Annotated in this window: 14 protein-coding genes; 10 read left to right on the top strand and 4 right to left on the bottom strand. The window is 35.1% G+C overall.

Annotated features, from left to right (window positions below; genetic code table 11):
- Window positions 1-127 precede the first annotated feature (127 nt).
- On the bottom strand, window positions 128-1,993 hold the full coding sequence (locus AB8B52_RS09795) for a hypothetical protein (RefSeq protein ID WP_406027581.1): 1,866 nt from the start codon (window positions 1,991-1,993) through the stop codon (window positions 128-130).
- Between the two features lie 198 nt (window positions 1,994-2,191).
- Between AB8B52_RS09795 and guaA the strand changes: the two genes are divergently transcribed.
- The 4 genes from guaA (at window position 2,192) to AB8B52_RS09775 (ending at window position 6,705) form a co-directional block, all read left to right on the top strand.
- Window positions 2,192-3,727: a glutamine-hydrolyzing GMP synthase gene (gene guaA / locus AB8B52_RS09790; RefSeq protein ID WP_406027579.1), complete on the top strand. Its 1,536-nt coding sequence runs from the start codon at window positions 2,192-2,194 to the stop codon at window positions 3,725-3,727.
- Between the two features lie 138 nt (window positions 3,728-3,865).
- On the top strand, window positions 3,866-5,776 hold the full coding sequence (locus AB8B52_RS09785) for a LysM peptidoglycan-binding domain-containing protein (protein ID WP_406027577.1): 1,911 nt from the start codon (window positions 3,866-3,868) through the stop codon (window positions 5,774-5,776).
- Window positions 5,777-5,873: 97 nt separating this feature from the next.
- Complete coding sequence (locus AB8B52_RS09780; RefSeq protein WP_406027575.1) at window positions 5,874-6,410, top strand: DUF922 domain-containing protein; 537 nt, start codon at window positions 5,874-5,876, stop codon at window positions 6,408-6,410.
- A 67-nt stretch (window positions 6,411-6,477) separates the two neighbouring features.
- The gene (locus tag AB8B52_RS09775; protein WP_406027573.1) at window positions 6,478-6,705 is read left to right on the top strand and encodes a DUF3820 family protein; all 228 of its coding nucleotides are present in this window, start codon (window positions 6,478-6,480) and stop codon (window positions 6,703-6,705) included.
- A gap of 19 nt (window positions 6,706-6,724) precedes the next feature.
- On the opposite strand, the gene AB8B52_RS09770 is transcribed toward AB8B52_RS09775, so the two are convergent.
- Window positions 6,725-7,276 carry a hypothetical protein gene (locus AB8B52_RS09770; protein WP_406027572.1) on the bottom strand — a complete coding sequence of 184 codons (552 nt, stop codon included), beginning with the start codon at window positions 7,274-7,276 and terminating at the stop codon, window positions 6,725-6,727.
- A 141-nt stretch (window positions 7,277-7,417) separates the two neighbouring features.
- On the opposite strand from AB8B52_RS09770, the gene AB8B52_RS09765 reads away from it, so the two are divergent.
- A complete protein-coding gene (locus tag AB8B52_RS09765; RefSeq protein ID WP_406027570.1) occupies window positions 7,418-9,037 on the top strand; it encodes a CTP synthase in 1,620 nt (539 codons plus the stop codon).
- 149 nt (window positions 9,038-9,186) lie between these two features.
- Window positions 9,187-11,106 carry a membrane protein insertase YidC gene (yidC, locus tag AB8B52_RS09760; protein ID WP_406027568.1) on the top strand — a complete coding sequence of 640 codons (1,920 nt, stop codon included), beginning with the start codon at window positions 9,187-9,189 and terminating at the stop codon, window positions 11,104-11,106.
- A gap of 828 nt (window positions 11,107-11,934) precedes the next feature.
- On the opposite strand, the gene AB8B52_RS09755 is transcribed toward yidC, so the two are convergent.
- Window positions 11,935-12,957 (bottom strand): fasciclin domain-containing protein, encoded by a 1,023-nt coding sequence (locus tag AB8B52_RS09755; protein ID WP_406027566.1) that lies wholly within the window; start codon window positions 12,955-12,957, stop codon window positions 11,935-11,937.
- 90 nt (window positions 12,958-13,047) lie between these two features.
- Between AB8B52_RS09755 and AB8B52_RS09750 the strand changes: the two genes are divergently transcribed.
- From AB8B52_RS09750 to AB8B52_RS09735, 4 genes are all read left to right on the top strand, one after another.
- Window positions 13,048-13,731, top strand: a complete 684-nt coding sequence (locus AB8B52_RS09750) for a toxin-antitoxin system YwqK family antitoxin (RefSeq protein WP_406027564.1) — start codon at window positions 13,048-13,050, stop codon at window positions 13,729-13,731.
- Between the two features lie 137 nt (window positions 13,732-13,868).
- Entirely contained in the window at window positions 13,869-15,056 is a 1,188-nt protein-coding gene (gene mnmA / locus AB8B52_RS09745) for a tRNA 2-thiouridine(34) synthase MnmA (protein WP_406027563.1), read from the top strand.
- A 289-nt stretch (window positions 15,057-15,345) separates the two neighbouring features.
- A complete protein-coding gene (locus AB8B52_RS09740; protein ID WP_406027561.1) occupies window positions 15,346-16,962 on the top strand; it encodes a S8 family serine peptidase in 1,617 nt (538 codons plus the stop codon).
- Complete coding sequence (locus AB8B52_RS09735; protein ID WP_406027559.1) at window positions 16,963-17,904, top strand: NAD(P)H-dependent flavin oxidoreductase; 942 nt, start codon at window positions 16,963-16,965, stop codon at window positions 17,902-17,904.
- Between the two features lie 144 nt (window positions 17,905-18,048).
- Here AB8B52_RS09735 and AB8B52_RS09730 read toward each other — a convergent pair whose 3' ends face one another.
- Complete coding sequence (locus tag AB8B52_RS09730) at window positions 18,049-18,477, bottom strand: hypothetical protein (protein WP_406027557.1); 429 nt, start codon at window positions 18,475-18,477, stop codon at window positions 18,049-18,051.
- Window positions 18,478-18,567 lie beyond the last annotated feature (90 nt).

The following is an 18,567-nucleotide window of genomic DNA, read 5'->3' as shown; positions in this document are numbered from 1 at the left end:
GGGGTGTTTTTCAACAAATTGAATTACTTTTTTTAGTAACCTTTGGCACACTTATTTGTAATAAAAGGTCTCAGTATTAGGTTATCAAGCAAAACAGACAAGCCTAAACTAAAACTAACCTTCAAAATTAAGTCAACGTTAATATAAATTCTTGTAAAGAATCTTTAGTTTCTAGGTTGAGTTTCTTACGAAGTCGGTAACGTGCTTTTTTTATGCCATCGTTTGAAATATTGAGAATATTAGCAATCTCTTTAGAGGATAAGTTCATCTTCATCAATGCCATTAAACGCAAATCATTAGTGGTAATATTCGGAAATTGTTGTTGCGCTTTGGTACTAAAATCTTTGTGGACTTCTTCAAAGTATTTACTGAAATTTTCCCAGTTATCATCGTCTTGTAAATCGAAATTAATCATCTGTATAAGGGTTTGGTAACCACGATTTGAATTCACATCGCCTTTTAAGGCTTCTGCTTTTTGTTTTAAATCATTTAGCACTTCATTCTTTTTTGCTAAATGCAAGGCGTGCGTGGTAAGCTCTTTGGTTTTAAATTCTAAGTTGGCTTCTGCTTTTTCTTTGTCTAATTTATTGCGTTTATTCCTTTGGTAAAAAGCATAAGCAGCAATTAGAGCGAGCACCAATCCTAAAGCTAAAAGTAAACGTTGTAAATTATTAACATCACTTTTAATGTTTAAAAGCTCAATTTCATTTTTTTGATTTTTGATTTGTTGTTCCTTTTTTTCGGTTTCATAGATGGCTTTTAACTCTTCTATTTGTTGTGATTTTTTAGTAGAAAATAGACTGTCCTTGATGCTTTGAGAAGCTTTTAAATAACTAATCGCCTCTTTATCTTGGTTGAGCATTTCTAAAATCTTAGACCGATAATTGTACAAACTTTGCAATTGAGGTAGGGCACCATTGGATTTTGCAAGTGTTATGGCTCGCATATTTTTGTTTAAAGCACCAAGGAAGTTATCAGATTCATAATCAACTTTAGATAAGCCATCAAACGCATTTGCTAAACTTAATTGTAGTTGTTGCTCTTCGGCTAGTGCTTTAGCATCTAATAATAATACTTTCGCTTGGTCGTAGTTTTTATTAATTAGTTCTAATTCAGCCAAATTGTGCATCACGTTTGTCAGTGACAACTTATCTTCAACCGCTCTAGAATTTTCAATAGCGAGGTTATAAGATATTTTTGCATTGGTATAATCTTTTAAATTCAGATAGGAAATGCCCAAAGAATTGTAAGCGTAAGCCAAATACATTTTTTCATCTAAAGTTGTATAGATATCAATGGCTTGTTTATAATAGGTAATGGCCTTTTTGTGATTTTCTAAACCAGATTCAATATCACCAATTTGTTTGATAACATCGGCTTTTCGAGATTGATGGTTTATTTTCTCGAAGCATGCTAAGGCTTTAAGTGCTTCAATCAGTGCCATTCTATAGCTGCCTTTTTCAATATATCTGTTAGCAAGCGCGTTGTGTTGTGCACCAATAAATTTGGTTTTTAAATCACCTTCTTCTTCATGGTCTTCAATAAGTTGTAGTGTTTCTTTAGCAATAGCGATGGCTTCATCCAAATTACCAGTAGTTTCCTCAATACCAGCTAAAGAGTGGTTGATGAAGATAAGGCCTCTAATGCTATTAATGTCTTTGAAATATTGCTTGGCCTTGGAATAATAGTAGAGTGCCGAATCATTTTCACTTCGGTTGCCATAATAATCACCAATGTGCATGTGTCCAGTAGCAATACCTTTTTTATAACCTATTTTTCTTGAAATTTTTAATTCTTCTAAAGCGTAAGACCTAGCTGCTTCAGGTTGTGAAAACATGAGTTTTTCATGCAGTTGAGATAAAATTTTAACCTTTAGGGAATCGTCTGTTTTTCTAGTGTTAAGTTCAAGTTTTAAACTGTCAATAAGTGCTGTGTTTTGTGCATTCACAACAACTGAAAACATAAATAGCGCTAAAAAACCTAAGTATTTCATAATGATATAAATATAAGATTTAAAAAAATAAGAATAAAATTTTTTTAAGCGAGAAATAGCAGTCTTGCCAATTTAACGAGTCTATTCAACTTCACCTTCATCTTCACCTTCATCTTCGTCTTCAACTTCATGTTAAAAACTATTCAAAAAATCTAAAATCGTCAATCGTTAATCTGAAATCAATTACTATTTTTGCACATGCAACACAACAAAGTCCTCATATTAGATTTCGGATCGCAATACACACAGCTTATTGCGCGTCGCGTTAGAGAGTTAAACATCTATTGCGAAATTCACCCATTCAATAAAATTCCAACAGATTCCGATAGTTTTAAAGCGGTCGTTTTATCTGGTAGCCCAAACTCTGTTCGTGGAGAAGCCGTACTTCATCCTGATTTAGATGGTATTAGAGGCAAGAAACCATTATTAGCAGTATGTTATGGAGCGCAATATTTAGCCCATTTTTCTGGTGGCGAAGTGGCAGAATCTAACACGAGAGAATACGGAAGAGCGCATTTAGATTTCATAAAAGCAGATGAAGATTTTTTCGAAAACATACGCGAAGGCAGCCAAGTTTGGATGAGCCATAGTGATACCATAAAAGAGTTGCCAACACATGGTGTTTTACTCGCCAGCACAAGCGACGTAAAAAACGCAGCCTATAAAATTGAAGGCGAACAAACGTATGCCATTCAATTTCATCCTGAAGTCTATCACACAACTGATGGTCATCAATTACTACAAAATTTCTTGGTGAAAATTGCACAGGTGGAACAAGATTGGACACCAAATGCGTTTGTAGAAGAAACCGTCGAAGACCTAAAAGAAAAACTCGGTGACGATAAAGTTGTTCTTGGTTTGTCAGGTGGTGTAGATTCTTCTGTGGCAGCGATGCTATTGCATAAAGCGATTGGTAAAAACCTGTATTGCATTTTTGTAAATAATGGTTTACTTCGAAAAAATGAGTTCGAAGATGTGTTGCATCAATACGAAGGCATGGGATTAAACGTTAAAGGTGTAGATGCTTCGGCACGCTTTTTGGGTGCTTTGAAAGGATTGAGTGATCCTGAGTTGAAAAGAAAAGCCATTGGTAACGCTTTTATTGAAGTTTTTGATGATGAAGCACATTTAATAAAAGATGTGAAATGGTTGGCACAAGGTACCATTTATCCAGATGTGATAGAAAGTGTTTCAGCAACAGGTGGACCAAGTGCTACAATAAAGAGTCATCATAATGTTGGTGGTTTGCCAGATTATATGAAGTTGAAAATTGTAGAGCCATTAAGAGCGTTATTTAAAGATGAGGTAAGACGTGTTGGTGCTTCTATGAATATGGATAAAGAGTTATTGGGTCGTCATCCTTTTCCTGGTCCAGGACTAGCCATTCGGATTTTAGGAGATCTAACGGAAGAGAAAGTGCGTATATTACAAGAGGTCGATGCTATTTTTATCAATAACCTACGTTCTTGGAATTTGTACGATAAAGTATGGCAAGCAGGAGCTATGTTATTGCCTGTGAATAGTGTAGGCGTAATGGGAGATGAGCGTACTTACGAAAAATGCGTAGCTTTACGTGCTGTAGAAAGTACGGACGGAATGACGGCAGATTGGGTAAATTTACCATATGAGTTTTTGCAAAAAACCTCAAATGAAATTATAAATAAAGTAAAAGGTGTGAATAGAGTGGTGTACGATATCAGTTCTAAACCACCTGCCACGATTGAATGGGAGTGAAAGGAGTAAGGTCGTATGAAGTACAAAGTACAAAGTATAAAGTAAGAAGTGGGAAGTATGAAGTGGGAATTAAAGAGTAAAAAGTGAAATGGGTTACTGAGCAAAAGCGAAGTGCCTATCATTAGAATAAAATAATACATGAAAAACATTTTAACCATCATCTTAATTGCTTTTACTATTGGGCTGAGTGCACAAAATTATGTGGAACATACTGTGAAATCAGGCGAAACTATTGAGAGTATTGCTAAAGAATATTTGGTAACACCTTTCGATATTTACGCACTAAATCCTGATGCCAAGCGTAAATTTTCACCCAATACAATTTTAATAATTCCGAAGTCGAAAATCAAGAATGAGCCTATCGTTCAAGACAAAAAAGAACTCATTGATTATAGGAATCATAAAGTAAAACGCAAAGAGACCTTATATGGCTTATCTAAAAAGTATAACGTTTCGGAAGAAGACATAAAAAAAGCCAATCGTTTTTTATATTCTGAAAATCTTAAAAAAGGAGATCGCATTAAAATTCCAAGATTCAGAATCGTTACCTCTAAACAAACCTTAAACAATACCGTAAAAAAATATACGGTTTTACCTAAAGAAGGGAAATGGGGAATTGCTTATAAATTCGGAATTACAGTAGCAGAGTTAGAAGCTTTAAACCCAAATATGAACGAGGTGATTCAGCCTGGTGATATTCTTAATATGCCAAATATTAAAGCGCAAGAAGAAAAGACTGTAGCACCAACATTCGGATTTTATGAAGTATTACCAAAAGAAACATTTTATAGTTTAAAGGGGAAATTAAATTTAACACAAGAGCAGCTAGAGCAACTTAACCCAGATTTAAAAGCTTCTGGTTTAAAAGCAGGTATGGTGCTTAAAGTTCCAGAAACAGCAAACGCGATTTCAGGTTTAAAAATGGTTGAAACCACGAATTTAAAAAGGAGTTTATCCAATTTTAAGACTAAAAAAATAGCTTTAATGATGCCGTATCAATTGCATAGAATTGATGTGGATTCTGTGGAAGAGGCTAAAGATAGAATCAAAAATAGCAAGCGCTTATCCGCAGTGTTAGATTTTCATATCGGTTTTATGATGGCCTTAGATTCAGCAAAACAATTAGGCATCTCTACAGATGCTAAGGTTTTAGATACACGCTATCATGTGGCAACGACTGGAAAGTTGTTAGATGAAAATGATTTTTCAGATTACGATGCGGTTATAGGTCCAATGGAAGAAAAAAGTTTTGATCGTGTAGCTATAGCTTTAAAAAATGACAGAATTCCTGTTCTTGCTGCAATGACCAAACCGAGACAGGTTTACAGTAATGTCTTTCAAACTGTTCCCGAAGATAAATTGTTGCGTAAAGCCATGATCGATTTTGTAAAAGCAGATAGTTTAAAAACCAAAGTGGTGATTATTTCGGATCATGCGAACCGCACCTCAAGTGAAGCGTTACAGAAAGCCTTTCCAGATTCGGAGCTTATATTTTCAAGAAAAAATAAAAAGAACAAAACCAAAGATGATTATGTGGTGTATCAAGCCGATTTACAAAATCTGTTTTCTTCGGGTAAATCCTATGTGTTTTTAGAAACGAATAACAATGCAATGATATCAAGTGTTGTAAGCATGTTAAATGGCTTGTTGGTCAACAGAACAGAAATTATTTTAGCAACAACAGATAAAAACAGAGGGTTTGAAGGCAAGGATATTGACAATAATAATTTGTCTAACCTTCAATTTCATTATCCGTCTATTAATAAAGACTTTGACGAAACAAAAACGAAAGGCTTTGTAGATGCATACAAAAAGGAATACGGAGTATCACCAAGTAAATATGTTTCTCGTGGCTTTGATATTACTTTAGATCTTTTAATGCGTTTGGCATCAGCAGAGACTTTATTTGATGCCGCTTCAGATACTATTGAAACGGAGTACATTGAAAATAAATTCAGGTACAATAAAGACCTATTTGGCGGTTATATGAATCAAGCAGTTTATGTTGTAAAGTTTGATGATTTAAGAATCGTAAATGCGAATGAGTAGGTTTAAAAGAGTCATTTAAAGTTGTTTTTTGGTCTTATATCCCATTTTATATCTAAGTATAAAAAAAGATATTACTTTTAAGTTGAAATTAGCGCTATTGAAAAATTTACTTCTACTATTAACACTACTTTTTGTTGGAAATATATCTAACGAAGAAACCATGTCTTGGAAAGAAACAAGCAAACTTACTTGGGCAGATTTTAAGGGAACACCAGATGCAGAATCAGATGCAGTAGCTTTAACGGCTTCTGGCATTACCTTCGGTTATTCTGTAAAAACCGATGGAGATCGCATTATCGATTTTTCTACAACGGTTGAATCACATTTTTACCCAAACAAATCTTGGTACGTAAAAGATAAGGCTAACAACCATATTCTTAGGCACGAGCAGTTGCATTTTGATATAACGGAACTTTACGCACGTACGTTTAGACAGCAACTAACCAAACTTCAGGTGAACCAAAATGTGAAAGCACAAATGGACAGATTACATACTTCCATTAATGAAGCGGTTAAAGAAACACAGCGACGATACGATTCTCAAACCAAGCATTCTATGAACATTCAAAAGCAAAAGGAATGGGAAGCTTTTATTGAAAAAGAACTTCTCAGTTTAGAAAAGTTTAGCTCTTAAAAACTGATTGATTTTCTGCTCTTCTTCCTTTTCTTCTTCTTTGTAAAACCTATAGTATATTAATCTTATGGAATTAGACGGCACCGTTTTAATTGAGTTAGCACATTATAAAATGCCTTTCGGAAAATATAAAGGGAGCTACCTTATTGATATTCCAGAACCCTATTACATTTGGTACCAACAAAAAGGATTTCCAAAAGGGAAGTTAGGCAATATGATGACGCAAATGTGCGATATCAAAATCAATGGTCTAGAAGACTTAATTTATACGATTCGTAGGGATTTTGAGAAGTGATTTTTTGAATCTCTTAATTTCAAACCGTCAAGTTGGCAATACATTGTTCTCGCAGCGCCCAAATCACATCAAAACTAAACTGAATAGCATCAGTTACGATCCAATTTCGAATAAATTCCTTATGAAAATCAACCTTAAATTCAGATACTTGAAAAGGTGCAATCTCCTGTTCTAAAAGAATTTCATTTTTAATACGATTAAAATCAGAATGACGTGATGTATAATCTAAGCGTTCACCATCAACAGATAAATAACAATGTGCTTCTGGCAGAAAATCGATGTTGTTTTCAAGAAGTACGTTTCCGATGTTGGGAGTGTTTTTGTGGTGCATTTTATAAATGCCAAGGAGTAGTTTAATGTTGGTAAAACCATTTAAATCAGCCACATGTTTTAAAAAAGCGTGTTTAGAACTGCAGGTGCCTTTTTGTTCTTTAAAAACTAAAGAGACATCAGTTCGGTTGGTATTTCTACCGTAAGGTAAGTTTTTAATGGCAGTAGTCAGTGCATCCCACGACTCAAGGCCTTCTTTTTTTAAACGGAAGCTAAGCGCATCTTTAGATTTTAATTTCATTTACAACACTTTGCGTATCATCAACTAAGATCGCTATTTTTTAATAAAAATGGATAGAAATAATAACATATTAACAAAGCATAAACAATTCACGTAATACTGGTTTTATTTTGTAATTTTGCATGCGTTTAACAGCGCATCATGACCACAAACCCTAAATATATATTTGTAACTGGAGGCGTGTCTTCTTCTCTCGGAAAAGGCATTATCGCTGCATCTTTGGCGAAACTCCTACAAGCACAAGGTTACAGAGCCACCATCCAGAAATTAGATCCTTATATTAACATCGATCCAGGAACTTTAAATCCTTACGAACATGGCGAATGTTACGTTACGGATGATGGTGCAGAGACCGATTTAGATCTCGGTCATTACGAGCGTTTTTTAAATGTACCAACCTCTCAGGCTAATAACGTCACTACGGGTCGTATTTACCAAAGTGTCATTGATATGGAACGTCGTGGTGAGTTTTTAGGGAAAACCGTTCAAGTTATTCCACATATTACAGACGAAATTAAACGTAGAATTCAAATTTTAGGAAACTCGGGCGATTATGATATTGTCATTACTGAAATTGGAGGTACGGTTGGTGATATTGAGTCTTTGCCTTATATTGAAGCGGTTAGGCAATTGGAGTGGGATTTGGGCGAGCATAATACCTGTGTCATTCACCTAACATTAGTGCCGTACTTGTCTGCTGCAGGCGAATTAAAAACCAAGCCAACCCAACACAGCGTAAAAACCTTAATGGAAAGTGGAGTGCAAGCCGACGTTTTGGTGTGCAGAACAGAGCACAAATTAAACGATGGCATTAAAACCAAACTAGCGCGTTTTTGTAATGTAAAAAAGGAAGCGGTTATAGAATCTATCGATGCCTCTACTATTTATGATGTGCCGAATTTAATGCTCGAAGAAGGTTTAGATAAAGTCGTATTAAATCAACTACAACTAAAAAGTGATGTTCCAGATTTAAAACGTTGGAATGAATTTTTAAAGCGACACAAAAACCCTAAAAGTGAAGTCACTATTGGTTTAATCGGGAAATACGTAGAACTTCAAGATTCTTACAAGTCCATTCTCGAAGCCTTTATACATGCAGGAGCAGAAAATGAAGTTAAGGTAAATGTAGAACCGATTCATTCCGAATACTTATCAGAAAAAAATATAGAATTCAAATTGGGCCATTTAGATGGTGTTTTAGTAGCACCAGGTTTTGGTGAACGTGGTATTGAAGGTAAAATTGATGCCGTGCGTTTTGTTCGCGAGCAGAATATTCCATTTTTAGGCATATGTCTAGGGATGCAAATGGCAGTGATTGAATATGCCAGAAATGTACTTAACCTAAAGGCTGCTAATTCGGTTGAAATGGATGAGCAAACTCCAGATCCTGTCATTAACTTAATGGAATCTCAAAAAGATGTCGTTAATAAAGGTGGCACAATGCGTTTAGGGACTTGGGACTGTAATATTAAGCCAGATAGTATGGCGTTTAAGGTCTATAAATCTGAAACAATTACCGAAAGACACAGACACCGTTTTGAATTTAACAACGATTACAAAGCACAATTAGACGAAGCAGGTATGAAAGCCACAGGGTTAAATCCGGAAACAGGTTTAGTGGAAATTGTAGAAATCCCTGAAAATGATTGGTTTGTAGGTGTGCAGTATCATCCTGAATATAAGAGTACAGTTCAAAATCCGCATCCACTTTTTATTGCATTTGTGGCAGCGGCTTTAAAATATAAAACAAAGAAAAAATAAGAACAGATTAAAAAAAGTTGTGCCACTTTGGCGCAATTTGATTTTTGGATAACTATTTGAGTTCTCTCAAATGCGACTAGAGACCTGTCAGGTGAAATACTGAATCAAGTTCAGCAAAAAACCTTACAGGTCTATAATTGAAAAATAAAATGGAAGAAAAGAAATTTGACGTTAACACGATTATAGGTTTTGTGCTGATTTTTGGTATTTTATTATATATCATGTATCAAAATCAGCCAACGCCAGAAGAGCTTGAGGCGCAAAAACTAGCAGAACAAGAGCAGGTTGAAACTGAAAAGAAAGTCAGTAAGCAGAACGAAACCTTGGTGACTACATCTCAAGATTTTACAACCAATACACAGGCTTTAGATTCTACCCAAAAAGTGGCACTTCAAAATAAAGTGGGTTCTTTTGCATATGCCTTAACCTTACCATCTGCGACAGACAAGCAAACTACGGTTGAAACTGATGTTTTTGAGTTGAAGTTCAATAACAAAGGTGGTCACTTGGCCGAAGTAAAATTGAGGAATTTTGTCGATTATGATTCAGTGCCGATTTACATGGTTAAGAATAACAATAGTGCGTTTAACATCACTTTTGGTACCTCGGATAATAGAACATTAAATACACAAGATTTTCCTTTTGAACCAAGTGTTTCTAAAAGTGGTGAAAACACGGTGGTTTCTATGAAATTAAAAGTTTCAGAAACTGCATTTTTGGAATATCGCTACGAGTTGAAGCCGAAAGATTACATGATCGATTTTTCAATCAAATCCCAAGGGCTAAGTGGTGTTTTTAATACGTCGCAACCTATTGAACTCGATTGGAAACAAAAAGGTATTCGCCATTCAAAAAGTATAAGTTACGAAAATCGCTACACACGTTTAACCTATATGTATGATGACGGTAAAGTTGATAAATTATCGCAAGCTGGTGAAGATGATGAATTAGCAAACGACGTAGAGTGGTTATCTTACAGACAGCATTTCTTTAGTTCTATTCTAGTGTCTAATGATAGTCCGTTTAAAAGTGCAACGCTAACTTCTGAAGATTTAGTAGAAGATGAAGAAATCGATACGTTATTTACAAAGTTGTACACGTCTAAAATGCCATTGGCTTTTAATGGTGGAGAACTAACTAAAAATTTGGGACTCTATTATGGTCCAACCGATAACACTACCTTAAAGCAATATGAAAAAGGTTTAGAAGAAAGTATCCCTTTTGGTTGGGGAATTTTTGGCTGGATTAATAAAATGATTTTTATACCATTATTCGGTTTGCTTAGTGGCTTTTTACCATATGGTATTGCTATTATCGTTATGACTATTTTGGTGAAAATCGTATTGTCATTTGTACAGTACAAGCAGTTCTTATCTCAGGCTAAGATGAAAATCTTAAAACCAGAATTAGATGCTGTTAGAGCAAAGTACAAGGATAATAAAATGAAGGCGCAGCAAGAAACAATGGCTATTCAAAGTAGAGCAGGTGCCAGTCCGTTGAGTGGTTGTTTACCTGGTTTAATGCAAATCCCTGTGTTTTATGCCTTGTTTATGTTTTTTCCAACAGCTTTTGAGCTTAGACAGAAAGGATTTTTATGGGCGGATGATTTAAGTTCTTTTGATTCAATTTATGATTTTCCAGATGGTTTTAGTATTCCATTGTACGGAGACCATGTGAGTTTGTTTCCAATATTGGCAGCAATAGCTATTTTCTTTTACATGAAAATGACGACAGGTCAGCAAATGGCAACACAACCAACGCAAGAAGGCATGCCAGATATGGCCAAGATGATGAAGTACATGATTTACTTCTCACCATTACTGATGTTGGTATTCTTTAATAATTACGCTTCAGGACTAAGTTTGTATTACTTTATTTCTAACTTAATTAGTATTGGTATTATGTTAGTGATTAAAAACTACATCATCGATGAAGAAAAAGTGTTAGCGAAGATTGAAGTCAGTAAAACAAAGCCTAAGAAACAAAACAAGTTTCAAAAGAAAATGGCTGAAATGATGGAGCAAGCCGAAGCACAAAAACAAGCCCAAGCAAAAGGGAAGAAGAAGTAGTTTATAAGTTCAGAGTTCAGAGTTTAGAGTTCAGAATTCAGAGTTGAGAGTTTTAAGTTTTGAGTTCAAGATTTAAAGTTCTGTTTTTGTATGGTGCTATGCGCATGGCATTTGTTATCTATCAAATCACCATAAGACAATTTGTTTTAGTGTGAAATGCAATGACTTTTGCGTGTAATAAATTTGAAATAAATTGTAAAAGTTCAAAAACGTTTAAAAAAACAGGTCGCCAGAAGCTACTTTCATTAATTGTTAAAAAGAATAAATTCTATCTCTTATAAACATCAAGAATATAAATAAACCAAGCTTAATTATAGGATTGTCCCCTTGATGGGACTTTAGGGGTGTAGAAGCAGATACTATAATTATAGCCTCAGCATTAATATGTTGAGGCTCTTTTTTTTGTTATTGGTTTTGTATTCAAGATGCAATGTAAGATGCATGAATAACTAGATACACTTAAAATACGACTCAAACGATTATTTTAGTTTCTACATGGTCTTTTTGAACCTTTGAAGTATCGTATTTTAGAAGGAAAGAGATCCTTTTTATAATAACAAAGAAGTCTATAATCTAATTAAACGCATAGCAAGACGAACTAGAGTGATTTTAAAACCTCTAAGCCTTATGTATCTTTTGAATCTCAAATAATATTATAGTTTTGACCTAGTTGAACTCCTACCTAAATAACATAAATGCAGTATGGTTTTGTTGTTGTCATTTAGGGAGAGTTACTAAATAAGAAAAGCCCAAACCAGAGGTTTGAGCTTTTCACTAACTAAATCAATCAATATAAAAAAGAGGTAATCACTCCTCGTCTTTTCTTTTTTACTGTGGTGGTAAAATTACCGTATCTATTGCATGAACAACACCATTGATCGCTTGGATATTAACTAAGCCTTGTGGCGCTAAAATTGCACTATCACGACCATTAGAATCTGTAATAGTTGTTCCGTCTAAAGTTAAATCTCCGCCTAAAGTTGGAATTACGCCATTTAGTGCAGCTAAACCTGAGGATTGTACGTTACTTCCTGCTACAACGTGATAAGTTAAAATAGCGTCAACTGTTGCAGGTGCTACATCTCCAAGACCAGTATTTCCCGTAGGATCCAATTCTAATAATAAAGCCGCGAAAGCGTCATTAGTAGGTGCAAAAACTGTAAAAGGTGCTAACGTCGTATTATCAGTGCCTGAAACTGTTCCTAACCAAGTTCCTTCAGGTAAGTTTGAATTATCAGCGGATTGTATCGCAGCAACTAAACTAGATAATGCACCATTAGAAGTTGCAAAAGAAGCAATTGTAGGTAAGGCAATCACGTCATTTACAACATGCACAATACCATTCGTCGCTTCAAGATCAACATTTTCTAAGTCCACATTAGACTGTCCGTTTAAAACGACACCATCTGCTGTATTAAAATATAAACTTAAGTTAGCGGCATTTGGACCTGTAGCCATAGTGTTGACATATCCAGAACCTAATGTTCCTAAATCAGCAGATGTAATAGTGCTACCAACAATAACATGATTCAATAAAATGTTTCTCACTAATGCTTCTTGATCCGTCGTTAAATTATTTAAGTCTAATCCAGTAGCATCTAATAAATCGTCAAATGCATCATTGGTTGGAGCAAAAACCGTAAATGGTCCTGTACCTTGTAAGTCATCTACTAAGCCAGTCACAGTTAAAGCTGTAGCTAACGAAGAAAATCCGTTTGCAATTGCTACATCCACAACGGTTGTTGATGGAATACCAATTACATTGTTGTCGTCATCATCACCGCATGCAGTTACACCTATCACCAATAGAAATACTGCAAGTAATTTGAAGTTTTTTGAAATAATTTTCATTTTTTTGAGTTTTTAATTGTTCAACATGGCAAACCTTCGTGGTTTGTTTAACAAATATACGTGATGGCTCAACAAAAAGTTTATCTGCTTTTGATTTTTATAATAAGTTTAACAAGTCTTAATGCTCAAAACGTGGTTAATCAGTTCGATAATAACGGTGAACGTCACGGTATATGGACAAAAGACTATCATAACACAAATCAAAAACGGTATCAAGGTGTTTTTAAACATGGTAAAGAAATCGACACGTTTAAATATTACACCTTATCTTCTGGTAAAAGTGTGTTGAGTGCTTTAAAGGTGTTTAATGAAAACGATAGTATTGCTAAGGTTACATTTTTAGCATCTACTAAAAAAGTAATTAGTGAAGGTCAAATGAATGGCAAGCGCTATATTGGTCAATGGATTTATTATCATAAAAACGCAACCGTTAAAATGATTGAGGAACATTATAATGATGCAGGACAATTAGAAGGTGAACGTTTTGTTTACTTTAAAGATGGGACTATAGCCGAAAGTGCCAACTATAAAAACGGCAAACTAGATGGCGAATCTAAATGGTTTTCAAAAAAAGGAACAGTTCTAAGACATACACATTATAAAGACGATCATTTAGAAGGTAAAACGACTAACTATGATACTAATGGTAATATCACATCCGAAGGGAATTACATTAAAAGCCAAAAGAAAGGGATTTGGAAATATTATAAACAAGGTAAACTCGCTAAAGAGATCGACCATACCAAACAAGAAGTAATTTCAAAACAGGAATAGTTTTAATCTATAAAGTATATAGTATTTCAGAATGGCAATCTACATAAGATTGCCTTTTTTATTTTGTAATTTTGCCTTGGTATTTGAGACGAAGATGTATTAACTATAAAGAAATGCCTGTTTTTACAGGATGCATTATGAAACGAGTAATTGTAGGACTTTCAGGAGGAGTAGATTCAAGCGTTACAGCTTACCTTTTAAAGGAGCAAGGCTATGACGTTATCGGCTTATTTATGAAAAACTGGCACGACGATTCTGTTACGATTTCAGACGAATGTCCGTGGCTAGAAGATAGTAACGATGCCATTTTGGTAGCCGATAAGTTGGGTATTCCTTTTCAAACTGTCGATTTAAGCGTTCAATATAAAGAGCGTATCGTTGATTACATGTTCAATGAATACGAAAAAGGACGTACTCCAAATCCTGATGTGCTATGCAATCGCGAAATAAAGTTCGATGTCTTTATGGATATCGCTTTAGAATTGGGTGCCGATTATGTGGCTACAGGTCATTACTGTCGTAAAGCCACGATTGAAAAAGATGGTAAACAAATACATCAGTTATTAGCAGGAGCAGATCCCAACAAAGATCAGTCTTATTTTTTATGTCAACTATCCCAAAAGCAATTAGCAAAAGCTTTATTTCCTATTGGCGAATTATTAAAACCTGAAGTCAGGGAAATTGCCAAAGCTCAAAATTTAATTACTGCCGAAAAGAAAGATTCCCAAGGCTTATGTTTTATAGGCAAAGTGCGATTGCCTGAATTTTTACAACAACAACTCAAACCCAAAGAAGGAGTGATTGTTGAAATTGCAGATACGCATAACATTTATAAGCAAACGCTTCCTCAATTCGATTCTAAAGTACAAGAACTAGAATTTTTGGCTAAAAAACCAGTGTACACGCTAACAGATGGAAAGGTCGTAGGTAAACATCAAGGCGCACATTATTTCACTAAAGGACAGCGTAAAGGTTTGGGAGTTGGTGGTACTATAGAGCCTTTATTTGTTATTGACACAGACGTTAAGGAGAACATTATTTATACAGGTCAAGGGAAACAGCATCCTGGTTTATACAGACATGTGTTATTTGTTACCAACGAAGAATTGCATTGGGTACGAGAAGACTTGGCATTAGCTGAACATGAAACGATGTCAGTTATGGCAAGAATACGATACAGACAAACGCTTGAAAAAGCCACACTTCATAAGGTTGCTTCTGGCTTATTTGTAGCATTTGAAAATAAACAATCTGCCATTACCGAAGGGCAGTTTGTAGCTTGGTATTTAAAAGACGAATTGGTAGGTTCGGGAGTTATTTCTTAAATCGTGTTTTGAGTTTTTATGATTACAGACCTTTCAGGTTTTGAAAATCTGAAAGATCTTGGCAGCATCTTCATTTTAAATTTTAATTAAAAAAATCTATAATTAGAAATTTCAGAATACTTCTTTTTTCTTTTTTGGTAGGTTTGGGTGTTATTTCTTAAATTGCAGTAGTTGAGATATGTTATTGAGTACTCGGTTACTTGGTTTTTAGACCTTTCAGGTTTTCAAAACCCGAAAAGTCTCGGAGACATTGATAGTTAAAATTTCAAAAACAACAAAAAACAACCCTATGGCAAAAACGTTCGTTGTATTCATCTTTTTAAGTTTTTATTTAAACAGCCAAGCCCAAGAAGACGCATGGATTTACTTTACGGACAAACCAAACGTGGCGACTGCCATAGCCAATCCAATTTCCATTCTCACACAAAAAGCCATTGATAGAAAGCAAAATCATAATATCACTATAGATGAGCGCGATGTGCCAGTGAATGAAGTTTATATTTCAGATTTAAAAAATCAAACAGGCATCACAGTTTTAGCAAAATCGAAATGGTTTAATGCAGTGCATGTTAGAGGTACTGAAAATGATATCAATGCTTTAACGAACTTGACTTTTGTGGAAAGTATTGATTTTGCAAATAATAGTTTAGATGTGTTATCGAGGAGCACTTCGAACTTAAATAAAACAGATACTGAAGATGAAGCTGTGACTTTCACGTATGGCGATACGCAGAATCAAGTTGAAATGATCAATGTCGATAATTTGCATTTAGATGATTTTACAGGTGAAGGTATTACGATTGCAGTAATGGATTCTGGTTTTCCAAATGTGAATACCATGGGCGCATTTCAACGTTTGCGAGATAATAATGATTTGCTTGGAGGTTATGATTTTGTGGACAGAACAGCAAATGTTTATGATTTTGCAGGTAGCAGTCATGGCACACGTGTGTTGAGTACTATGGCAGGATTTGTTCAAGATGAATATGTAGGTACAGCACCAGACGCGTCCTATTATGTATTTAGAACAGAAGATGTGGGAAGTGAAAATCCCATTGAAGAAAGTTATTGGGTTGAAGCGGCTGAACGTGCAGATAGTTTAGGAGTGGACATGATTAATACGTCTTTAGGTTATCGCGTATTTGATAATGCGAGTTACAATTACACACCAGCTGATATGAATGGACAAGTCGCCTTCATTTCTAAAGGAGCTTCTATTGCTGTTGAAAAAGGTATTTTAGTGGTCGTCAGTGCTGGTAATGCTGGTGCAACAGATTGGCAAACGGTGGGAGCACCTGCAGATTCACCAGACGTCTTATCTATTGGTGGAGTTAATGCTAATGGAGATTATGTAGCCTTCAGTTCGCAAGGTGGCGCAGCGCAAGTGGGTTATCAAAAGCCAGATGTGGTGGCAAGAGCCGGAACTGCCTTTGTAGTGAGCGAGAGCAATACAATTACGCAAAATAATGGCACGTCATTTAGCGGACCTATTGTTTGTGGAGGTATTGCCTCATTATGGCAAGCTATTCCAGAGGTATCACCAACCGAAGTGATGCAATTGGTAAGGCAATCGGCTTCACAATTTAATAATCCTGATGACTTATTAGGCTATGGCATTCCAGATTTAGATTTGGCACGCGCTTTAGCCTTGTCTGTTGATAAATTGACTTTAGACAGCTTTAGTTTTTATCCCAATCCTGTAACGTCGCATTTAAATATTGAAATGCCTGCAACTATAAATGAATTGCGAGTTTCAATTTACAATCAAATGGGTCAGGTCGTCTTGAACCAAATAGTCACGGAAAATTCAAAACTTATAAATGTTTCTGATCTTAATTCAGGAATTTATGTCATGACACTTTCGACTGAAAACCATTCAAAAACTTTCAAATTCATAAAACAATAAATGACAAATAGAATCACATCTTTATTCAATATAGACTATCCGATGATCCAAGCAGGCATGATTTGGAATAGTGGTTGGAGGTTGGCTTCAGCCGCGAGTAATTCAGGCATCTTAGGTTTAATAGGCGCAGGTTCTATGTATCCTGAGGTGCTGCGTGAACACATTCAAAAATGCAAAGCAGCAACCGATAAACCCTTTGGTGTTAACGTACCGATGTTGTATCCTAATATTACCGAAATCATGGATATTATTGTTGAAGAAGGCGTAAAAATTGTATTTACATCAGCAGGAAATCCTAAGACCTGGACCACATGGTTACAAGATAAAGGGATAACGGTTGTACATGTGGTGAGTAGTGTAAAATTCGCCTTAAAAGCACAAGACGCAGGAGTTGATGCTATCGTTGCTGAAGGTTTTGAAGCTGGAGGACACAATGGACGTGATGAAACAACGACCTTAACTTTGATTCCTATGGTAAAAGAACAACTTCAAATTCCATTAATTGCGGCAGGTGGTATTGCCACAGGAAAAGCCATGCTAGCGTGTATGGTTTTGGGAGCCGATGGAGTACAAGTTGGTAGCCGATTTGTGGCTAGTGAAGAATCTTCTGCACACCAAGCCTTTAAGCAAGTGGTTGTAGATGCCAAAGAAGGAGATACCCAATTGACTTTAAAAGAATTAGCACCAGTTAGATTGATTAAAAATAAATTTTATAACGACTTACAAGAACTCTACAAAACAGCACCAACACCAGAGCAACTTAAAGAATTATTAGGAAGAGCCAGAGCAAAACGCGGTATGTTTGAAGGCGATTTAGAAGATGGCGAATTAGAAATTGGGCAGATTGCAGGATTGATTCATCAGGTGAAATCAGTAAAGGAGATTGTGGAAGAGATGGTTGCTGAGTTTGAGGAGGCTAAGCTAAGCTTAAGTACTTTGTAGTTGAATATTAAAAAAACTAACGCAGAACTGATTTTTGAAGCCGTAATGTCTTTTACAGTTGGTTCTCAATGTTTATTTTTCATTACCCGAGCGAAACAGGTTAATCGAAATTTAACAAAGATTAAGGAGGCAAAGCATATTTGTTTAAGCTGTTAAAACTTCAATTTGAGATTGTAATGCGGTCTCTATAGCAGCTTCTATCTTTGTAAATTTCTTAATTTTCGAATTAAAGAATAAATTTTCGAAAGCCGCATTTATAAAACTAGATTTTTCAACTCCAACTACATAATATTCTTTTAACGCATTATTGTTTTTGAAAAATTTAAGCCAATCTGTTGGCATAACATTATAAGAATTAATTCTATTCGAAATATAGATAAGATTAGATCCATCAGAATCTAGATAATCACATACGTCCTTAATAATTAATTTTGCATGATTATCCCATGTGAACACAATGTCTGATTTAATTTCGGAAATTACAATATTATTTAGGATAAAAACATCTCCAAAAGAATAATTAAATTCTTTTAAAACCTGAGTGTATAGGTTAGTTTGTTTAAAACTTTTCATAATGTATAGATTTGGGTATAAATACTTTACATTGGTGAAGATATTAACATGTTTTGTCTAAAAAAAATATAATCGACAAGCTCTGTGAAA

Origin of the sequence: Winogradskyella sp., assembly GCF_045105575.1 — a bacterium.
Taxonomy (GTDB): Bacteria; Bacteroidota; Bacteroidia; order Flavobacteriales; family Flavobacteriaceae; genus Winogradskyella.
Note: the sequence above shows the minus strand (reverse complement) of the source record. Positions and strands in the feature narration are given on the sequence as shown.

Coding starts and splice junctions, on each gene's coding strand:
- AB8B52_RS09795 (WP_406027581.1), bottom strand. CDS start 1,993: ATGAAATACTTAGGTTTTTTAGCGCTATTTATGTTTTCAGTTGTTGTG.
- guaA (WP_406027579.1), top strand. CDS start 2,192: ATGCAACACAACAAAGTCCTCATATTAGATTTCGGATCGCAATACACA.
- AB8B52_RS09785 (WP_406027577.1), top strand. CDS start 3,866: ATGAAAAACATTTTAACCATCATCTTAATTGCTTTTACTATTGGGCTG.
- AB8B52_RS09775 (WP_406027573.1), top strand. CDS start 6,478: ATGGAATTAGACGGCACCGTTTTAATTGAGTTAGCACATTATAAAATG.
- AB8B52_RS09770 (WP_406027572.1), bottom strand. CDS start 7,276: ATGAAATTAAAATCTAAAGATGCGCTTAGCTTCCGTTTAAAAAAAGAA.
- AB8B52_RS09765 (WP_406027570.1), top strand. CDS start 7,418: ATGACCACAAACCCTAAATATATATTTGTAACTGGAGGCGTGTCTTCT.
- yidC (WP_406027568.1), top strand. CDS start 9,187: ATGGAAGAAAAGAAATTTGACGTTAACACGATTATAGGTTTTGTGCTG.
- AB8B52_RS09755 (WP_406027566.1), bottom strand. CDS start 12,957: ATGAAAATTATTTCAAAAAACTTCAAATTACTTGCAGTATTTCTATTG.
- mnmA (WP_406027563.1), top strand. CDS start 13,869: ATGAAACGAGTAATTGTAGGACTTTCAGGAGGAGTAGATTCAAGCGTT.
- AB8B52_RS09740 (WP_406027561.1), top strand. CDS start 15,346: ATGGCAAAAACGTTCGTTGTATTCATCTTTTTAAGTTTTTATTTAAAC.
- AB8B52_RS09735 (WP_406027559.1), top strand. CDS start 16,963: ATGACAAATAGAATCACATCTTTATTCAATATAGACTATCCGATGATC.
- AB8B52_RS09730 (WP_406027557.1), bottom strand. CDS start 18,477: ATGAAAAGTTTTAAACAAACTAACCTATACACTCAGGTTTTAAAAGAA.